Below are 18834 nucleotides of genomic sequence, written 5' to 3'. Positions count from 1 at the left end.
GGGAACAGACATGAGTAATGATCAAAATAAACGTGTAAATGAACACTCAAAGGACGAGCAGCTTGAACAGTACAGGACCGATAACAGCGGGAAGAAAATGACGACAAACCAAGGCTTGCGGGTGTCAGAGGATGAGCATTCGTTAAAGGCCGGGGTTCGCGGCCCGACGCTGATGGAGGATTTTCACTTCCGGGAGAAAATGACGCACTTTGACCATGAGAGGATTCCGGAGCGCGTTGTGCATGCGCGCGGGTATGGCGTGCATGGCTTTTTTCAGGTTTACGAGCCGATGACCGAGTACACACGGGCCAAATTTCTTCAGGACCCTTCAGTGAAGACACCGGTATTTGTCCGTTTCTCTACGGTTGCGGGTTCTAAAGGCTCCGCAGACACGGTGCGGGATGCCAGAGGCTTTGCGACAAAGTTTTATACTGAAGAAGGAAATTATGACCTTGTGGGTAATAACATTCCGGTGTTTTTCATTCAGGACGCGATCAAATTTCCGGATTTGGTTCACGCGTTTAAGCCTGAGCCACACAATGAAATGCCTCAGGCTGCGACTGCTCACGATACGTTTTGGGATTTTGTCGCCAATAACCCTGAGTCGGCTCACATGGTGATGTGGACGATGTCAGACAGAGGCATTCCGCGCAGCTACAGAATGATGGAAGGCTTCGGCGTTCACACGTTCCGTTTTGTCAATGAGCAAGGAAAGGCGCGTTTCGTGAAATTCCATTGGAAACCGGTGCTCGGCGTGCATTCTCTCGTATGGGATGAAGCGCAAAAAATTGCCGGGAAAGATCCCGATTTCCACCGCCGCGATCTGTGGGAAACGATTGAAAACGGCGGCACGGTTGAATACGAGCTTGGCGTGCAGATGATTGACGAAGAGGATGAATTCAAGTTTGATTTTGATATTCTTGACCCGACCAAACTGTGGCCGGAAGAGCTCGTGCCGGTGAAAATCATTGGGAAAATGACGCTGAACCGCAACCAGGATAATGTGTTTGCGGAAACAGAACAGGTCGCATTCCACCCTGGAAATGTCGTGCCGGGCATCGATTTTACAAATGACCCGCTTCTGCAGGGGCGGCTTTTCTCTTATACAGATACACAGCTCATCCGTCTTGGCGGCCCGAACTTCCATGAGCTTCCGATTAACCGGCCGGTATGTCCGTTTCATAACAACCAGTACGACGGCTATCACCGGATGACGATCAATAAGGGACCTGTCGCTTATCATAAAAACTCTCTGCAAAACAATGATCCGTCGCCTGCGACAGCTGAAGAAGGCGGATACGTCCACTATCAGGAAAAAGTCGAGGGCAAAAAAATCCGCCAGCGAAGCGACAGCTTCAACGATTATTACTCACAGGCGAAGCTGTTCTGGAACAGCATGTCTCCTGTGGAGAAGCAGCACATCATTTCTGCTTTCTGCTTCGAGGTCGGGAAGGTCAAAAGCAAAGATGTCCAGCGGCAGGTCGTTGATGTCTTCAGCAATGTCGATGAAGATTTGGCGCAAGAAATCGCCAAAGGAGTAGGTGTGGCGGCGCCAGCGAAGCGTAGAGCATCTAAAGAAATTCTTACTTCGCCTGCATTAAGCCAGGCCCGTACAGTGAAAACCGCGTCAACAAGAAAAGTCGCTGTACTTGCTGGAAACGGATTTCATGAAAAAGAGCTGCAAACAGTGCTGGATGCTTTAAAGAATGAAGGAGTCATAGTGGATATCATCAGTCAAAATCTAGGGTATATGACAAGCGACAGCGGACAGCAGCTGGAGGCCGGCGGCACGTTTCTGACTGTTGACTCTGTTCTGTATGATGCCGTCTATGCCGCAGGAGGGCCGGAGTTAAAAGACAACAAACAAGCGATGGCGTTTATCAGGGAAGCTTACGATCACTACAAGGCGATCGGTGCGGCAAATGAAGGAATTGACCTTCTTCAATCCTCTGTCGGAACAACAGAGGGACCAGGCATCGTGACGGCTAAAGATGAATCTGACTACACCGCATTCAGCAAGACATTTATTGATGCGGTTTCCGCTCATCGCCATTGGGATAGACGAATTTGATCGGCTCCTGTATCTTAAAGAAAGATACTTTTCATAAGGAGCATGACAAATGAACGAAAAACAGCTCGCTGAAGCTTACGAACGCGACGAAAATATGATGATTTTGGTGTTTGCCCAATGGTGCGTGAACCATGACCTTGATCCGATGGAGCTGTACGCCAAAGCGTATCCGCAGCAAAAGCTGAATGAAAGCTTGAAAAAAACCATAGACGATCTGGTCGTGCCAAAACACGAAGCAGAGCACATTCCGAACCAGACTGTCATTGCGGTATTAGAGATGTTCGGAAATACAGATTTGGCACAAGCTGTTCATGAAGCGATTTCCGGGCGATAAAAAAGAGACATTCTGTGTCTCTTTTTTAGTGGGAAAAATCATGCTGTTAGACCTAGAAACTTCTTTCGACTTAATCAGTCTATAAAAGTGTGAATTGCTTAAATAAGGGAATGATAAACAGCGACATCAAAGGAGGAGATCGAATGAAGTGGAAAAACATACTGAAAGCTGCGGGGATTGCAGTCTTGCTTTTTTCCGTATTTGCATATGCAGCCCCATCTTTAAACGCAGTTCAAACGAAAAAACCAACTGTCAGCACCCATACGTACAAAAAAATCAAGGAATTAAAGTATCCACAAGTGCATCACATCGGGAATGCCGCTTTTGAAAAGAAAATCAATCAAGAGCTGAAAGCCTACATTGAACAATCGTATCAGGAATATCTGAAAAACAAAAAAGCAGGTGAACAACAAGGCTTCAAAACGGAATATCAAACATCCTTCAGCGTCAAGTACAATGCGGCGGGCAAGCTCAGCATTCAAACGCTCAATTATATCTATTCAGGCGGTGCCCATGGTTTAACGTCTGTTCAGTCTTTCAACTATGACTTGAACACACAAAAGCGCGTGACGCTGAATCAGATTCTGAACACCAAAACAAAAGTCAGCAAAACGAGAGATTATCTGTATAGTTATATCAAAAAACACGATGAGCTGTTTTTCCCTGATGTAAAGAAAGAGGATATAACCCTAAACCAAAACACAATGTTTTACTTTACGGCAAACGGGATCGCCATCGTCTTCGGCCAGTATGACTTGGGGCCTTATGTAGCAGGAATTCGGGATGTGCAGGTTCCAGCCTCTATTTATCAATAATCAAAAGAGCCATATCCGAAAAGGGATATGGCTCAATGTTTCTACCACACAAACAGGCCGACAATCGCAGCACTTAATAAAGATACCGCAATTCCGCTGACGAGGAGCTTCCACACGTTTCTCCCGATGACCGTTGACTTTTCTCCGTCAAGGATCGAGTTGTACGTGCCGTAAATCATGCCGACCGTACTGAAGTTTGCGAAGGACGTCAGGAATGTCGTCGCCACCGCAACGGTGTGAGGCGGAAGGGATTTAAGATTGTTTTTCAAGTCAAGCATCGCAACAAACTCGTTCGTTGCCAATTTCATACCCATCAGCTGAGCAACATACATCGCATCATGCACTGGCAATCCAAGCAGGAATGCGAACGGACTGAACAGATAAGCAAAAATCGTCTGGATGGTCAGGCCGTGTACGAAAACGCCAAGAATGCCATTCACTGCTGACGTTAGTGCGACATATCCGATCACCATGGCCAGGATTACGATAACCATGTTCATGCCGACAAGCATACTGTTAGAAATCGTAGAGAAAAAGTCTTTCTTTTCTTCTTTAGGCGGTGTATAGATGATATCTTCATCCTCAGGCACGTGAACAGGGTTCAGCAGGTTTGCGATAATCAGCGCATTTAAGCAGTTTAAAGGAATCGCTGTAAACACGTATGTCGCCGGCACCATTGACAGGTAAGATCCGATAATAGAGCCGCTGATGCTGCTCATGCTCATTAAACCGAATGTAAGCAGGCGGTTGTTATTTAATACCGTAAGCTGCTGGCGGATGACCGCAAGTGCCTCGGTATTTCCCAGGAACATCATTTGAATAGAGAAAAAGCTTTCTAATTTCGGCAAGCGGGAAGCCTTTGAAATCACCCATCCGATTTTATCAATCAGCCAAGGCAAAATTCCGAAATATGTTAGAATATCAAAGAATGTGACGATAAAGATAATTGGAAGAAGCGCACTAAAGAAAAAGTCTACTGTTTCATTCGCCATCACTGACGGAAAGGCAAACGCGATACCGTCACTGGCGCAAGCAATCAGCCAAGTGAAGAAATCACCAATTTTACCGATGGCCCAGCTCCCGACTTTTGTTCCCAGCATAAACCAAGTAATCAGCAATTCCAGAACAATTAACGTCATGATCGGGCGCCACTTGATTTTCTTTTTCTGCGGAGAACATAGGAATACAACTGCCATAATCACAATGAGACCAACAAGGTTTAGTAAAAAGTACATGATAGCAACTCCTATGAGGGTTATTATGGAAACAAAAAAAGCTCTTATCCTTCACAAATTCTGGAAGTGCAGAAAGTGTGAAAAATAAGAGCAAACAGAAAAGAACTTGTCCTTTTCAACTCGTTCAAATTTATTCAAACTTTCTTGTAGTCTAGTTTTTTACGGTTACTAGGTAGAAACAATCAGACCATATTACTGATCATATACAAGAATGTCTTTTTCTAAGATGATAGCAGTATTTTATCCTTTCACTTTTTGAAAATCAACCTTTTTAACTATTTTCACAATAATAAAATTTATATTCTGAAATGAGAAAATAAAGGAAAAACATGCTGGATTGCTATGTTGATATGATTTTGGCAGGATACCAGCATGTCAGTACTGATTTTTCTTCACGATAAGGTTCCAGCTCCTGGAGATTTGTTGTATCATGGAAACGGGGAAACCCATACAGCAAAAAGGGAGTTTTTTTCATGATTATCCAATTCATTCGTTATAGATAATGACAGGTGTAGACAAACTGCCAGACCTGGCCAATTTTTGAGATAGGCCTAGGTTTATTTGTCTATGCCTTTTTCATTTATCTAAAAATGAATGAATGAGGTGTTTTTTATCATGAAGCAAACCGTTGATTTCAGCTTGTTTCGATGTCCGCTCTGCGGTTCTTCCATGGATGCGGCATCAGGAAAAAGCTTGATTTGTACAGAACGGCGGCATACATTTGATTTATCTCGGCACGGCTACGTGAACTTCCTGACGAAGCCGGTCAAATCCGGTTACGGTGCCGAGCTTTTTGAAGCGAGAAGCAGGCTGATTGGAGAATGTGGTTTTTTTGAGCCGCTCCATGATACGATAGCAGAACTCATCAGCCATCCCAAATCTGGTCAAGAGGCATTCACCATCCTGGACAGCGGTTGCGGTGAGGGTTCTCATTTGAATGCGCTTTGCGGGTTTGATTATTTAGGGAAAGAAGCGATGGGAATCGGCATCGATCTTTCGAAGGATGGGATTGTAAAAGCTTCTAAGGCATTCAAAGATCAAATGTGGGCGGTTGCCGATGTGGCACGTGCTCCATTTCATGATCGCCAATTTGATGTTGTTTTATCTATTTTTTCGCCATCCAATTATGCAGAGTTTCATAGACTGCTGAAGGATGATGGCATGCTCATAAAAGTAGTGCCGCGAAGCGATTATTTACTAGAATTACGGCAATTTTTATATACTGATTCACCGAGGCGTACGTACTCTAATGCGGCAGCTGTTGAGCGTTTTACAGCACATGCGGCGCACAGCCGTCCTGTCAGGCTCCGCTATATCAAAACGCTTGACCGGCAGGCGATCCACTGGCTTCTCAAGATGACGCCGCTTGCCTGGTCGGCGCCGAAAGACCGAGTCAGCCTGCTGAAAGAAATGACATCAGCCGATATTACGGTTGATGTTGATATCCTGATAGGAATGAAATGAATGGCAGAGGAAAGCTCCGAAAAAAGGGGCTTTCCTTTTTTAATCGGAATAGTTGGCCCACACTTCTCGTACATATGGAAAGGGGACGGAAACAGCCGATGCGGACAGGTTTTGTAAACGCTTTCTAGTTGGAGGAAATGGGGGATGTGTGTGGAACTGATCATCATTCTATTGGCGTTAGGTTTGCTGATGTTTACGGCGTATCGGGGATTTTCTGTCATATTGTTTGCGCCGATTTGTGCGTTATTCGCGGTGCTGCTGACAGATCCAAGCCATGTGCTGCCTTTTTTCTCATCAATTTTTATGGAGAAAATGGCGGGGTTTATTAAGCTGTATTTCCCAGTTTTTTTGCTCGGTGCGATTTTTGGAAAGGTCGTTGAAATGGCCGGACTTGCGGCATCGATCGCGAAAACGATTGTCAGGCTTGTCGGGGCAAAAAGAGCGATACTTGCCATTGTGCTGATGGGCGCTGTCTTGACGTACAGCGGCGTCAGCCTGTTTGTTGTCGTATTTGCCGTATATCCTTTTGCGAAAAACATGTTCCAAGAAGCAAACATACCGAAACGCCTCATCCCCGGAACGATTGCTTTAGGGGCATTTACGTTTACGATGGACGCGCTTCCGGGAACGCCGCAAATCCAAAATGTCATTCCGACGGCGTTTTTCAAAACAGACATTTATGCCGCCCCTTGGCTGGGTTTGATGGGCGCAGTGATTGTGCTGGCAGCTGGGATGCTCTATTTGGAATCAAGGCGGAAAAAAGCGCAGGCATCTGGCGAGGGTTATGGCGGTTTTGATTCGCAGAATGCTGCGCCTGAATCGACTGAGTCCCGTGCTAAACCGGACAAAAGCCCGATTCGGGATGCACTTGCCTTTGTCCCGCTTATTCTTGTCGGTGCAGTGAATAAATGCTTCACCATTTACCTGCCAAAGTGGTATCCGAATGGATTTGATTTTTCCTCCATAGGATTAAAGGAGTTCGGCAGGCTTGATATTTCTTCAGCCGCTGCCATTTGGTCGGTGGAGATTGCTTTAGTGATCGGCATCATCACAACGATTTTATTTGATTGGAGAAGCGTGTTTGCTCAAATGAAGGAAGGGCTGAATGAAGGGATCGGCGGAGCCTTGCTGGCATCTATGAATACGGGTGCCGAGTATGGGTTCGGCGGCATTATCGCCGCGCTGCCGGGGTTTCATAAGCTGAGCAGCGGAATTTCTCATACTTTTACCGATCCGCTTGTCAATGGCGCCGTTACGACAACTGCGCTGGCGGGAATCACCGGCTCGGCTTCAGGTGGTATGGGCATTGCGCTAAGCGCGATGTCAGAGCAGTACTTACAGGCTATTCAGGCTTACAATATTCCGCCAGAGGTGATGCATCGAGTCATTTCAATGGCGTCAGGCGGGATGGACACACTGCCGCATAATGGCGCCGTCATTACGCTTCTGGCTGTGACGGGACTGACTCACAGGCAATCGTATCGCGATATTTTTGCGATCACGCTCATCAAAACGGCTGCCGTATTTGCTGTGATCGCGATTTACAGCCTGACCGGCCTAGTGTAAGAGAAAACGAAAGGGGCATCAATATGGGAAAAGTGTTGTCATCTACTAAAGAAGCTGCGAAATTGATTCATGATGGAGATACGCTGATTGCGGGAGGGTTTGGGCTGTGCGGCATTCCTGAACAGCTCATTTTGTCGATAAGAAATCGAGGAGTAAAGGATTTAACCGTTGTCAGCAACAATTGCGGAGTCGATGACTGGGGGCTCGGTTTGCTTTTGGCTAATAGGCAAATCAAGAAAATGATCGCATCCTATGTCGGTGAAAATAAAATTTTTGAGCGACAGTTTTTAAGCGGAGAGCTTGAGGTCGAGCTTGTTCCCCAAGGAACGCTCGCCGAGAGAATTCGTGCAGGCGGTGCGGGCATACCGGGATTTTATACGGCGACAGGCGTCGGCACCACCATAGCTGAGGGAAAAGAACATAAAACATTCGGCGGCCGGACTTATGTGCTGGAGCGAGGCATTACCGGCGATGTGGCGATCGTCAAAGCGTGGAAAGCGGACACCATGGGCAATTTGGTTTTTCGGAAAACGGCGAGAAATTTCAATCCCGTTGCGGCCATGGCAGGCAAGATCACGATTGCCGAGGCGGAAGAAATCGTGGAAGCGGGAGAGCTCGATCCAGATCATATCCATACGCCGGGAATTTACGTACAGCATGTCGTGCTTGGCACGAGCCAAGAAAAACGGATTGAAAAGCGAACAGTTCAGCAAGCATCGGGAAAGGGTGAGGCGAAGTGAAGGAAGCGAGAAAACGGATGGTCAAACGGGCTGTACAAGAAATCAAGGACGGCATGAATGTGAATCTCGGGATTGGAATGCCGACGCTTGTCGCAAATGAGATACCCGATGGCGTTCACGTCATGCTTCAGTCAGAAAACGGCCTGCTCGGAATCGGCCCCTATCCTTTGGAAGGGACGGAAGATGCGGATTTGATCAATGCGGGGAAGGAAACAATTACCGAAGTGACGGGCGCTTCTTATTTTGACAGCGCTGAATCATTCGCGATGATAAGAGGCGGGCATATCGATTTGGCTATCCTTGGCGGAATGGAGGTCTCGGAGCAGGGTGATTTGGCCAATTGGATGATCCCGGGCAAAATGGTAAAAGGGATGGGCGGCGCAATGGATCTCGTCAACGGGGCGAAACGGATCGTTGTCATCATGGAGCATGTCAATAAGCATGGCGAATCAAAGGTAAAAAAAACATGCTCTCTTCCGCTGACAGGCCAGAAAGTCGTGCACAGGCTGATTACGGATTTGGCTGTTTTTGATTTTGTGAACGGCCGCATGACACTGACGGAGCTTCAGGATGGCGTCACAATTGAAGAGGTTTATGAAAAAACAGAAGCGAATTTCGCTGTAAGCCAGTCTGTACTCAATTCTTAATGGGAAGGTGTTTGACATGAGAAAACAAGTCGCCTTGGTGACTGGGGCTGCCGGCGGAATCGGATTCGAAATGGCAAGAGAATTCGCCCGTGAAGGCGCCAGCGTCATCGTTTCAGACCTCCGTCAGGAAGCATGCGAAAAAGCAGCCTCCAAGCTTGCAGAAGAAGGCTTTGACGCGGCGGCCATTCCGTGTGATGTGACAAAGGAAGCGCAAGTTGCTGATATGGTGGACGCCATCCAAAAACGATACGGCCGCTTGGATATTTTGGTGAACAATGCCGGTATACAGCACGTCGCCCCGATTGAAGAGTTTCCGACAGAAACCTTTGAACTGCTGATCAAGGTTATGCTGACGGCGCCCTTTATTGCAATGAAGCATGTTTTTCCGATCATGAAAAAACAGCAGTATGGCAGAATCATTAATATCGCGTCTGTTAATGGCTTAGTCGGTTTTGCGGGAAAATCCGCTTATAATAGCGCCAAGCATGGCGTCATTGGACTCACAAAAGTCGGGGCGCTGGAAGGCGCGCCCCACGGCATTACAGTCAATGCGCTCTGTCCAGGTTATGTCGATACCCAGCTTGTCCGCAATCAGCTTAGCGATCTATCAAAAGCAAGAAATGTCCCTTACGACTCGGTACTTGAAGAGGTCATTTTTCCGCTTGTGCCGCAAAAACGGCTTCTTTCCGTCAAGGAAATTGCGGATTATGCCGTGTTTTTAGCAAGCGAGAAGGCGAAGGGCGTCACTGGGCAGGCTGTCGTCCTTGATGGGGGCTACACCGCACAATGACATAAAAACACACTTGCTCCGCTAGGAATCAAGTGTGTTTTTTCTTTGCTTATTTCCAAACATCATTCGCGATCTCAACCACATGGCGGAGCTTCGCCCATTGCTGTTCTTCAGTCAGCTTGTTGCCTTCCTCAGTTGAAGCGAATCCGCATTGAGGGCTGAGGCAAAGCTGGTCTAAGCTGACATAACGGGACGCTTCTTCGATACGGCGTTTCACGTCATCCGGATGTTCAAGCTCGCCGAATTTAGATGTCACTAATCCAAGGACAAGCTGAAGATCAGACCGTTTTACATAACGGAGCGGCTCAAATCCGCCTGAGCGCGAATCATCATACTCTAAGAAAAGGCCGTCAAGATTCAAGCCGTCAAAAATGGTTTCGGCTGCTGCGTCATAGCCGCCTTCTGCTGTCCAAGTGGACTGGAAGTTGCCGCGGCAAATATGCATGGTTACCGTCAAGTCATCCGGACGGTCTGCAATCGCGTCATTAATGGATTTCGCAAACAGCTGGCGAAGCTCGTCAGGCGTTGTTCCGAACGCTTCGATTTGTTTTAAGCCTTTTTCTGATAAGAAAACGGCCCATGCCGTATCATCAAGCTGGAGGTAGCGGCAGCCTCTGTCATAAAACGCTTGAATCGCTTTTTTATATGCTTTGGATACATCATGCTGGAAAAGGTGATAGTCGTTTTTATACGCATCCTTTTCCAGTTTTCCGCGGAAAAACAGCATATTCGGGCTTGGAATCGTCATTTTTGGCGTCGCGTCACCGGCAATGCTATGGAGAAATGAATAATCTTCAAGCATTGGATGAGTTGAAAAATCGATATCACCTGTGACTTTAATGCCGCGTGCTTTTGTCTGTACGTTATGGAATTGAATGCCTTGCTCAGGAGTAAACGGCTCAACGCCATCTAAGTTTTCAAGGAAATCAAAGTGCCACCACGCTCTGCGGAATTCACCGTCTGTCACGACGTTCAGGCCGGTTTCCTTCTGTTTCTCCACAATGCGGATGATTTCATCGTTTTCGATCTGGCGAAGCTGCTCAGCCGTCATATCACCGGCCGCTTTTTGCAGCCGCGCTTTTTTGACGGGCTCAGATCTCAGCAGGCTTCCGACTTGATCCGCGCGAAACGGCGGTTTTTTTCTTTGAAGTGATTTTTGTTCTGCGGGTGTTGTTTGTTGTGACATGTTGTCCATTCCTTCTTTCCATTCAAATATAAAAAAGCTCTTCCTTTGGATAAGGAAGAGCTTGCGTGACAATCTCAACCTTATCTTCAAGAGCAATCATTGCTCTAAAGGATTTAGCACCATTCTGTTAAACAGCGGTTGCCGGGTATCGCAGGGCCAGTCCCTCCACCTCTCTTGATAAGGAAAACCTTTTTATGAAATTTTCTGATAGTATCTATTATTCACACATTTTCTATTTCTGTCAATGATAGATTATCTCCACACATCGTTGGCGATGTCGATGACATGGCGAAGCTTGGCCCATTGCTGTTCCTCTGTCAAAAGGTTGCCTTCTTCTGTAGAGGCGAAACCGCACTGCGGGCTGAGGCACAGCTGATCCAAGCTGACAAAACGCGCCGCTTCATTGATACGGCGTTTCACATCCTCAGGATTTTCAAGCTCGCCGTATTTCGATGTGATCAAGCCAAGCACGATTTGCAGATCCTTGCGTTTCACAAAACGGAGCGGATCGAAGTTTCCGGAGCGGTCATCGTCGTATTCCAAAAACAGGCCGTCAAGGTTTAAGCCGTCCAAAATCGTTTCCGCTACAGCGTCGTACCCTCCTGATGCCGCCCAGGTTGAGCGGAAGTTGCCGCGGCAAATATGCATTGTGATCGTTAAATCATTAGGCCGGTCTGCCACTGCATCGTTAATCGTTTTGGCAAACAAGGCGGGCAATGTTTCTGGATCGCCTCCGAGTGCCCGGACAACCTCTCTGCCTTTTTCCTCAAAGAAGAGAGACCATGACGTATCATCAAGCTGGAGATAACGGCAGCCAACATCATAGAAGGCTTTGATTGCCTTTTTGTACGCTTGGGCCAAATCATGAAAATATTCCTCTTGATCGTCATAGATGCCTTTATCCGCCTTTTCGCCAAAAAACAGCATATTCGGGCTTGGAATCGTCAGCTTTGGTGTCGCGCCACCGGCAACTTCATGTAAAAATTGATAATCAGCAAGTGCTGGGTGGCTCGTAAAATCGAGTTTTCCCGTCACTTTGATGCTGCGCGCTTTCGTTTTTGCGTTATGGAACTGAATCCCCTCAGCCGGGATGAACGGCTCCACACCGTCAAGCCCTTCCAGGAAGTCATAATGCCACCAGGAACGGCGGAATTCCCCGTCTGTTACAACTTCAAGACCGATTTCTTTTTGTTTTTCCACGATGCGGGTGATTTCTTGATTTTCGATATCACGAAGCTGTTCCGCTGTTATCTCACCTGCCGCTTTTTTTTGCCGGGCTTCCTTCACCGTAGCGGAACGAAGCAAACTGCCGACGTGATCGGCGCGGAAAGGTGCTTTGCGTTGTTTTTCTGTTTTTTGTCCTGCAACACTCGTTTGGTGGGCCATGTTATTCGCCTCTTTCTGAATTATTGAGCATGTAAAAAGCTCTTCCTTTGTGTAAGGAAGAGCTTGAACGATCAAATCTCCGCCTCATCTGCAAGAACGCAATGTTCTTAAGGATTTAGCACCATTCTGTTTGAAACAGCGGTTGCCGGGTATCATAGGGCCAGTCCCTCCACCTCTCTTGATAAGGTACAACTTCATATTTAAATTTCAATTATCTTAATATTATTACTTTTGGATCAATTGTCAATGCTTTTTAGAAAATACTTTCATCTTCATCGTTATATAAAACCATATCAAGCACGATAGCAATGGCAGTGCAAATCAGAACATCTTCCTCGTTTGCAATCTGCAAATGATAGGAATCACCCCAGCTGAGCCACTTTTTGCTCACTGACATCCGGACATTTTCCCCGTCCGTCAGCTGGAATTCATCCCTCCATAAGTCACCATCGATTTCCCAGTTAAGGCCGGAAATCACAAATTTCGGTTTGAAAAACGTTACTTTCTTCGTTACCTCACAAACTGTTTTCCCACCAATTGAAATCTCATAGCGCGGCAATAAAGACATGAGTTTTTGTTCTATGGAAACGAGCGTTTTCCCGGATGAATCTGTCATTTGTAATGAGTCCCCTAACGAGAAAAAACGCCCCTCCACCTTGAAGATTTCTTGTTCATCCCGGTCATAAATGTGGAATGCATCTTTAAATGAGAACATTTTTTGTTTCATAAATAACTCGATCATTGCAGAAGTCTCCTTTTGGATTTGCCTTGTATGAAATTACGGATAGAGGATAAAAAGGTTTCAGGCTCTATCTCAACATAATTTTAAAAGGCTGCGTCATTCCGCAGCCTTTTCGTTTGAAATATAGAATTAGGAAAGATGCATCCGGCGTTTTTGGCGGATAGCGTCAAGGTCGATTAGGTTGTTGTGATGAGATGCGGCTGCTGGAAGAGGGCTTGTCTTTTGCGGTTTGCGGCGATTGTCCTTGCTGAAAGAAAAAAGAAGATAGCCGCATAAAGCGATGATAATAAATAGGATCATATTACATACCTCCCAAAAAAAGTTTTGGTACTCTCTATTGTACGGATAAAAAGTCAAAAAGTATTCAAAAAATTCTAAATCAAATAAAAATAAATAACTGCCCCTCAAAAACAGTCTAACCTGATGACCTGAAAATAGTCTTGCATTATGGTGATTGTTCTTGTTGATGATTGGTTCTATAGTTACTATCGACGATAAAATGAATTCCTTTATATAACTTTTAACCTAAATTAAAGTAATTCAAATTACCTGTTTTTGGATGCCGTCATCTTTCTTGATTAGTTTATACCCTATTTTGCGGAATTGAACACAAAAAACCCAAATTACGGAGCATTTGGGCGGTACGAGAGAATGCGGATTTTGTTTTGGGGATTTGGATGTCTGGTCAGAAGAAGCGTTTGAACATTTTTCTGATTTTTTGAAATGGGCTGGATTTCTTTTGCGTGTTAAGCGGCCTGGAAATGATCCATTTTTTCAATAGGCTCTTTGCAGCAATTGCATGCTTTGTCATTGTTTTTCCTCCTCATTTGTTGATACTTGTTTTACGGAGGACGTGTTTAAAATGTTTCATTTTCACATAAAAAAAACCAGCCCTTTTTTGGACTGGCTTTTGGTATTACGCTTGCTCTTCAAACAGCTTTGCAATCTCAACGATGACATTTACGGCTTTGACCATGTTATCAGCTGAGATGTATTCAAATTTGCCGTGGAAGTTTTCCCCGCCGGTAAAGATATTTGGCGTCGGGAGTCCCATGTAGGACAGCTGCGATCCGTCGGTGCCGCCGCGGATGGGGGAAATCTTCGGTTCGATGCCGAGGTTTTCCATCGCTTGCTTGGCAATGTTGACGATTTCGATGACAGGTAAAATTTTCTCTCTCATGTTGTAGTACTGGTCGTTCATATCCAGCAAAATCCGGTCTTGCCCGTATTCGTTCTGAAGTTCTTCAACGGCGCGCTTCATTGTTTCTTTTCTGCTCTGGAAGTTCTCTTTGTCAAAGTCTCTGATAATGTAGTGAAGCTTTGTTTCCTCTACGTCTCCTTGAATCGACAGCAGATGGTAGAAGCCTTCATAGCCTTCTGTATATTCAGGCGCTTCGTCTGCCGGCAGCAGGCTGTTCAGCTTCATCGCGATTTTCGCAGAGTTGATCATTTTCCCTTTTGCCGTTCCGGGATGTACGTTGTTGCCTTTAATCGTAATTTTCGCGGCAGCGGCATTGAAGCTTTCGTATTCAAGCTCGCCGAGCGGGCCGCCATCAACCGTGTAGGCAAAGGATGCATTGAACCGTTTCACATCAAATTTGTGCGGTCCTCTTCCGATTTCTTCATCAGGCGTAAAGGCGACTCTGATTGTGCCGTGCTTGATTTCTGGGTGTTTGATGAGGTAATCCATGGCTGTCATGATTTCAGCGATACCGGCCTTATTGTCTGCGCCGAGAAGGGTGGTGCCGTCTGTGGTGATGAGTGTGTGGCCCTTATAGCCAGACAGCTCAGGGAATTGATCAGGTGACAGGGTGACCTGCAGCTGTTCGTTAAGAACGATGTCATTACCATCATAGCTTTCGATGATTTGCGGATTCACGTTTTTGCCGGTAAAGTCTGTAGCGGTGTCGACGTGAGCGAGAAAGCCGATTGTCGGCACGTCTTTTTCAGTATTGGAGGGGAGCGTCGCCATGACATAGCCGTTTTCATCAATGGCTGCATCCTGCATGCCGATGGACTTCAACTCATCAACGAGCATGTTTCCTAATGTCAATTGGCCGGGTGTGGAAGGGCAGGTGTCAACGGATTCATCGGACTGTGTGTCGACTTTTACATATGTAGTAAACCGTTCAATGATTTCTTCTTTCATTTCCAATCATCTCCTTTGTCTTATTTTATCATGGCGGGCTGAGAGATTTCTATTGCACAATACCGTTTCGAATGGCAAAAACGACTGCCTGTGTCCGGTCTTGGGCATTGCATTTTTGCAGGATGCGGTGCACGTGGGTTTTCACAGTGCTTTCACTGACGAAAAGCTTTTCAGCAATGTCCTCATTTCTCAGCCCGTAGGCCATTTGCTGAAGAACCTCGAGCTCTCTTTTGGTGAACGGCTCTGCCAGTTCTTCGACATGAGTTTGCTGTTTCGCCCGAAATGTCTCACTAATAATTTTAGCGGCCGTGACTGTGCGGAAAATCGCCTCGCCCTTGGCCGCAGCGCGAATCGCATCTATCAATTCTTCAGGAAGCGCATCCTTCAGCAAATAGCCGACTGCGCCTGCACGGATGCCTTCAAATACATATTCCTCCGTGTCAAAGGTCGTTAAAATGACAATCTTTGTATCTGGAAGGGCGGACATGATGTCTTTCGCCGCTTCGATGCCTGAGCAATGCGGCATCTGGACATCCATGAGGATGACGTCAGGTTTTGTTTGTTTTGCGAGTGCTATAATATCGTGACCGTCGCCGGCCTCGCCAGAAACTGTCATATCCGTCTGGGCGTTGATGACGTACCGGAAGCCTTCACGCACAAGCGGCTGATCATCGGCAAGCGCGACGCGTATTTTATCTTTGTTCATCTTTTTGCTCCTTATTCGTTGTCGTGAGCGGCAATGACAGCTCAATTTGCAGGCCGCTCGGCTGCACGGCGCTAAAGGTAAGGGAACCGCCTGCTTTTTCAGCGCGTTCTTTCATTCCTGTCAGGCCAAATCCATAAGTAAGGCTGCCGGTGAATTGTCCGTCGTCGATGATTGTGAGATAGAGATGGGTTTCGTCGTTAGAAATGATAGTCGCCGCATGAGAAGCGTCAGCGTGACGAATGATATTGGTCAGTGCTTCCTGCAAGATGCGGTAAATCGTTTCGCTTATGTTTGGAGGCCAGGACTCTTCTGACAGTCCGGCAGTATCTAAAGAAACATGCAAGCCGCTCCGTTCCTCCACTTGATGAATCAGCCCCCGCAAAGCGGCAAGCCCCACCATCGATTCACTACGGCCCATTTGGTGAACGACAGACCGCACTTCTTGAAGACATTCTCTGGCGACACTCAGTACATTTTGAATGACTTTTTCTGAATCCTCCTCGCTGCTTTTGAGGATATAGGGAAGAGATTGGAGCTGAACAATCACAGAAGTCAGCTCATGGCCGATGCTGTCATGAATGTCTCGGGCAATTCTTGTACGCTCCTCGAGGACCGCGTACCTTAATGAAAGAACAGATGCCTCCTGCAGCTCTGCATGCGCTTTCTGGAGTTCTTGATGAGCATGCTCCAGCTGCACATGCATTTTCGCCAATTCAGCATGATTTCGCTCAGCCTCCTTTCTCGCTTCTCGTCTGAAACGCATGGAGGAGAAGAGGACGTACAACCCGATCATGATCGAGATGTTGCTGACGATATCGTCCCAGCTGGTGTCAAAAACAGTATACAAAAAGAAAACATTGCCCCCAATTAGGCACACTGTAAAGATCAAAGACAGCCGTGCAGGGAGCTTTATGGCCGCATAAACCATTAAAAATACGAGTAAGAAAAAGGCGGCTCCCTGCTCTTGGCCGGAAACAGCCCAAAGAAAAACGGTCAGGAGCCAAAGCCCGACGAATATGCTCAAATGAACAGCAGCGGATGCCACATAGGGAATGACCCAAATGAATGCTAAGTACACCGCAAATACAAATGCCAGCAAAATGGGGTCGGCTTTGGCTGGATGAGATAAAAATTGTATGCAATTCAAAATGAGAATAAGGCTCGGCACAAGCTTCTTGTAGTGCCGAGCCGGAGATAGTCCGTTCATGCTGGTCCTTCTTTCAGTTATTGAATGGATACTTTGCCAGCGGTCAGCCGTCTGTATGCTTTATAAAGCATAATGTTACGGGCTGTGATGGTGCCGAGGGGAATGAAGAACATAGAATGAATAATGGCAATAAACATTTCGTTGCTCTCAGGAAGCCATGTTCTCGCGGCCATGCGCAAAGAAAGTATCACTAGAATGAGAATAACACTTCCAAGGGAGCCGCGTGAAGTGACCTTTCCGGTTTCCGGGTGAATCCGCACGTTTACCATCTTTCCAATGCCAAACCCGCAGGCCAGCCCGATCAGTAATAAAATGCCGCTGATCGCCACATGTAATACGGAATGAAAATACGCGGGCTGAAACGATGCGGATACGCCCCATAACAACAGCAGCGGAATGATCAGCAGCTTCCCGGGTCTGACAGTTCTCTCCCGGTACATCGATAAAACAATAAGAATAAAGACAATAAAAATATAAGGGCTCATCGCCATGTCATCAAATCCTTTCTGCATTAAGCATAGCGAAAATAGGAAAGAAAAACGTCAACCGGCAGATTGATTTTTCAGCTGATAGACTTGTTCGAGCTGCATAAAGGTATGAAAATGCTGATAATATATGAAGAAACTATTAATAAACGATTAAACTTCTTGAAAATGGATGTGGACCGGTTCTAAACACTATATAATGAAATCAGGTCATTTTTTAGGAGGGTTTACATCATGGCAATACTTGTTACTGGCGGTGCCGGATACATTGGCAGCCACACATGTGTTGAACTATTGAACAGCGGCTACGAGATTGTTGTTCTTGATAATCTGTCCAACAGTTCGGCTGAAGCGCTGAACCGTGTAAAGGAGATTACAGGAAAAGATTTAACGTTCTACGAAGCGGATTTATTGGACCGGGAAGCGATAGATTCCGTTTTTGCTGAAAATGAAATCGAAGCTGTGATTCATTTTGCGGGGTTAAAAGCAGTCGGTGAATCTGTTGCGATTCCGCTCAAATATTATCATAACAATCTGACAGGAACGTTTATTTTATGCGAGACCATGGAGAAATACGGCGTCAAGAAAATCGTATTCAGTTCATCTGCGACAGTGTACGGCGTTCCGGAAACATCGCCGATTACGGAAGACTTTCCATTAGGCGCGACAAACCCTTATGGACAGACGAAGCTCATGCTGGAACAAATATTGCGTGATTTGCATACAGCCGACAACGAGTGGAGCGTTGCGCTGCTTCGTTACTTTAATCCGTTCGGTGCCCATCCAAGCGGACGGATCGGTGAAGACCCGAACGGAATTCCGAATAACCTCATGCCGTATGTGGCACAGGTAGCCGTTGGCAAGCTTGAGCAATTAAGCGTATTCGGAAATGACTATCCGACAAAAGATGGGACAGGCGTACGCGATTATATTCACGTCGTTGATCTCGCAGAAGGCCATGTCAAAGCGTTGGAAAAAGTATTGAACTCCACTGGGTCCGATGCATACAACCTTGGAACAGGCACAGGCTACAGTGTGCTTGAAATGGTCAAAGCCTTTGAAAAAGTGTCAGGGAAAGAGATTCCGTACCGTTTTGCGGACCGTCGCCCGGGAGACATCGCCACCTGCTTCGCAGATCCTGCGAAAGCCAAGCGGGAACTGGGCTGGGAAGCGAAACGCGGCCTTGAGGAAATGTGTGCAGATTCCTGGAGATGGCAGTCATCTAATGTGAATGGGTATAAGAGTGCGGAATAAAAAAGGAGGCCTTCTCTATTGAGAAGGACTTTTTTAAAGAACAAGGGTGCCTGTTAA

The 18834-nt window shown here is 46.5% G+C and carries 19 protein-coding genes and 3 riboswitches; of the genes, 9 read left to right on the top strand and 10 right to left on the bottom strand.

Annotation, left to right across the window (positions count from 1 at the left end; translation table 11 throughout):
* Positions 1–10: 10 nt before the first annotated feature.
* The 3 genes from JQX68_RS20055 (at position 11) to JQX68_RS20045 (ending at position 3220) form a co-directional block, all read left to right on the top strand.
* Positions 11–2071: a catalase gene (locus JQX68_RS20055; RefSeq protein ID WP_205440403.1), complete on the top strand. Its 2061-nt coding sequence runs from the start codon at positions 11–13 to the stop codon at positions 2069–2071.
* Between the two features lie 49 nt (positions 2072–2120).
* Positions 2121–2405, top strand: coding sequence for a protein YxiS (locus tag JQX68_RS20050; RefSeq protein ID WP_205440402.1), 285 nt, complete (start codon positions 2121–2123; stop codon positions 2403–2405).
* A 143-nt stretch (positions 2406–2548) separates the two neighbouring features.
* Entirely contained in the window at positions 2549–3220 is a 672-nt protein-coding gene (locus JQX68_RS20045; RefSeq protein WP_040081349.1) for a DUF3298 and DUF4163 domain-containing protein, read from the top strand.
* A gap of 41 nt (positions 3221–3261) precedes the next feature.
* Here JQX68_RS20045 and JQX68_RS20040 read toward each other — a convergent pair whose 3' ends face one another.
* Positions 3262–4455 (bottom strand): NupC/NupG family nucleoside CNT transporter, encoded by a 1194-nt coding sequence (locus JQX68_RS20040; RefSeq protein WP_014665943.1) that lies wholly within the window; start codon positions 4453–4455, stop codon positions 3262–3264.
* A gap of 127 nt (positions 4456–4582) precedes the next feature.
* A riboswitch (purine riboswitch) is annotated at positions 4583–4684 on the bottom strand.
* A 386-nt stretch (positions 4685–5070) separates the two neighbouring features.
* On the opposite strand from JQX68_RS20040, the gene JQX68_RS20035 reads away from it, so the two are divergent.
* The 5 genes from JQX68_RS20035 to JQX68_RS20015 all read left to right on the top strand — a co-directional run bounded on the left by JQX68_RS20035 (position 5071) and on the right by JQX68_RS20015 (position 9662).
* Positions 5071–5919 carry a methyltransferase domain-containing protein gene (locus JQX68_RS20035; RefSeq protein ID WP_041521455.1) on the top strand — a complete coding sequence of 283 codons (849 nt, stop codon included), beginning with the start codon at positions 5071–5073 and terminating at the stop codon, positions 5917–5919.
* Positions 5920–6069: 150 nt separating this feature from the next.
* Complete coding sequence (locus JQX68_RS20030; RefSeq protein WP_205440401.1) at positions 6070–7485, top strand: GntP family permease; 1416 nt, start codon at positions 6070–6072, stop codon at positions 7483–7485.
* 23 nt (positions 7486–7508) lie between these two features.
* Positions 7509–8225, top strand: a complete 717-nt coding sequence (locus JQX68_RS20025) for a CoA transferase subunit A (protein ID WP_014665938.1) — start codon at positions 7509–7511, stop codon at positions 8223–8225.
* The gene (locus tag JQX68_RS20020) at positions 8222–8872 is read left to right on the top strand and encodes a CoA transferase subunit B (RefSeq protein WP_014665937.1); all 651 of its coding nucleotides are present in this window, start codon (positions 8222–8224) and stop codon (positions 8870–8872) included. Before JQX68_RS20025 ends, JQX68_RS20020 begins: the two co-directional genes overlap by 4 nt.
* A gap of 16 nt (positions 8873–8888) precedes the next feature.
* The gene (locus JQX68_RS20015; protein ID WP_014665936.1) at positions 8889–9662 is read left to right on the top strand and encodes a 3-hydroxybutyrate dehydrogenase; all 774 of its coding nucleotides are present in this window, start codon (positions 8889–8891) and stop codon (positions 9660–9662) included.
* Positions 9663–9711: 49 nt separating this feature from the next.
* On the opposite strand, the gene JQX68_RS20010 is transcribed toward JQX68_RS20015, so the two are convergent.
* From JQX68_RS20010 to JQX68_RS19975, 9 genes are all read right to left on the bottom strand, one after another.
* Positions 9712–10848 (bottom strand): 5-methyltetrahydropteroyltriglutamate--homocysteine S-methyltransferase, encoded by a 1137-nt coding sequence (locus JQX68_RS20010; protein ID WP_205440400.1) that lies wholly within the window; start codon positions 10846–10848, stop codon positions 9712–9714.
* A 77-nt stretch (positions 10849–10925) separates the two neighbouring features.
* A riboswitch (SAM riboswitch) is annotated at positions 10926–11032 on the bottom strand.
* Positions 11033–11100: 68 nt separating this feature from the next.
* Complete coding sequence (locus JQX68_RS20005) at positions 11101–12234, bottom strand: 5-methyltetrahydropteroyltriglutamate--homocysteine S-methyltransferase (RefSeq protein WP_136653942.1); 1134 nt, start codon at positions 12232–12234, stop codon at positions 11101–11103.
* A gap of 81 nt (positions 12235–12315) precedes the next feature.
* Positions 12316–12422: riboswitch (SAM riboswitch) on the bottom strand.
* 65 nt (positions 12423–12487) lie between these two features.
* Complete coding sequence (locus tag JQX68_RS20000) at positions 12488–12976, bottom strand: LURP-one-related/scramblase family protein (RefSeq protein ID WP_014665933.1); 489 nt, start codon at positions 12974–12976, stop codon at positions 12488–12490.
* 129 nt (positions 12977–13105) lie between these two features.
* Positions 13106–13384 carry a hypothetical protein gene (locus JQX68_RS19995; RefSeq protein ID WP_080478290.1) on the bottom strand — a complete coding sequence of 93 codons (279 nt, stop codon included), beginning with the start codon at positions 13382–13384 and terminating at the stop codon, positions 13106–13108.
* Positions 13385–13661: 277 nt separating this feature from the next.
* On the bottom strand, positions 13662–13787 hold the full coding sequence (locus JQX68_RS21885; RefSeq protein ID WP_014665931.1) for a hypothetical protein: 126 nt from the start codon (positions 13785–13787) through the stop codon (positions 13662–13664).
* Positions 13788–13892: 105 nt separating this feature from the next.
* Positions 13893–15125, bottom strand: a complete 1233-nt coding sequence (gene pepT, locus JQX68_RS19990; protein WP_014665930.1) for a peptidase T — start codon at positions 15123–15125, stop codon at positions 13893–13895.
* A gap of 49 nt (positions 15126–15174) precedes the next feature.
* Positions 15175–15831, bottom strand: coding sequence for a two-component system response regulator YxJL (gene yxjL / locus JQX68_RS19985; RefSeq protein ID WP_069838414.1), 657 nt, complete (start codon positions 15829–15831; stop codon positions 15175–15177).
* On the bottom strand, positions 15818–17038 hold the full coding sequence (locus tag JQX68_RS19980; RefSeq protein ID WP_147772714.1) for a sensor histidine kinase: 1221 nt from the start codon (positions 17036–17038) through the stop codon (positions 15818–15820). Before JQX68_RS19980 ends, yxjL begins: the two co-directional genes overlap by 14 nt.
* A 17-nt stretch (positions 17039–17055) precedes the next feature.
* The gene (locus JQX68_RS19975) at positions 17056–17529 is read right to left on the bottom strand and encodes a DUF1453 family protein (RefSeq protein ID WP_040081363.1); all 474 of its coding nucleotides are present in this window, start codon (positions 17527–17529) and stop codon (positions 17056–17058) included.
* 228 nt (positions 17530–17757) lie between these two features.
* Between JQX68_RS19975 and galE the strand changes: the two genes are divergently transcribed.
* Positions 17758–18777, top strand: a complete 1020-nt coding sequence (gene galE, locus JQX68_RS19970; RefSeq protein WP_147772713.1) for a UDP-glucose 4-epimerase GalE — start codon at positions 17758–17760, stop codon at positions 18775–18777.
* Positions 18778–18834: the final 57 nt, after the last annotated feature.

The organism is Bacillus sp. LJBS06 (genome assembly GCF_016924995.1).
GTDB lineage: Bacteria > Bacillota > Bacilli > Bacillales > Bacillaceae > Bacillus > Bacillus stercoris.
Note: the sequence above shows the minus strand (reverse complement) of the source record. Positions and strands in the feature narration are given on the sequence as shown.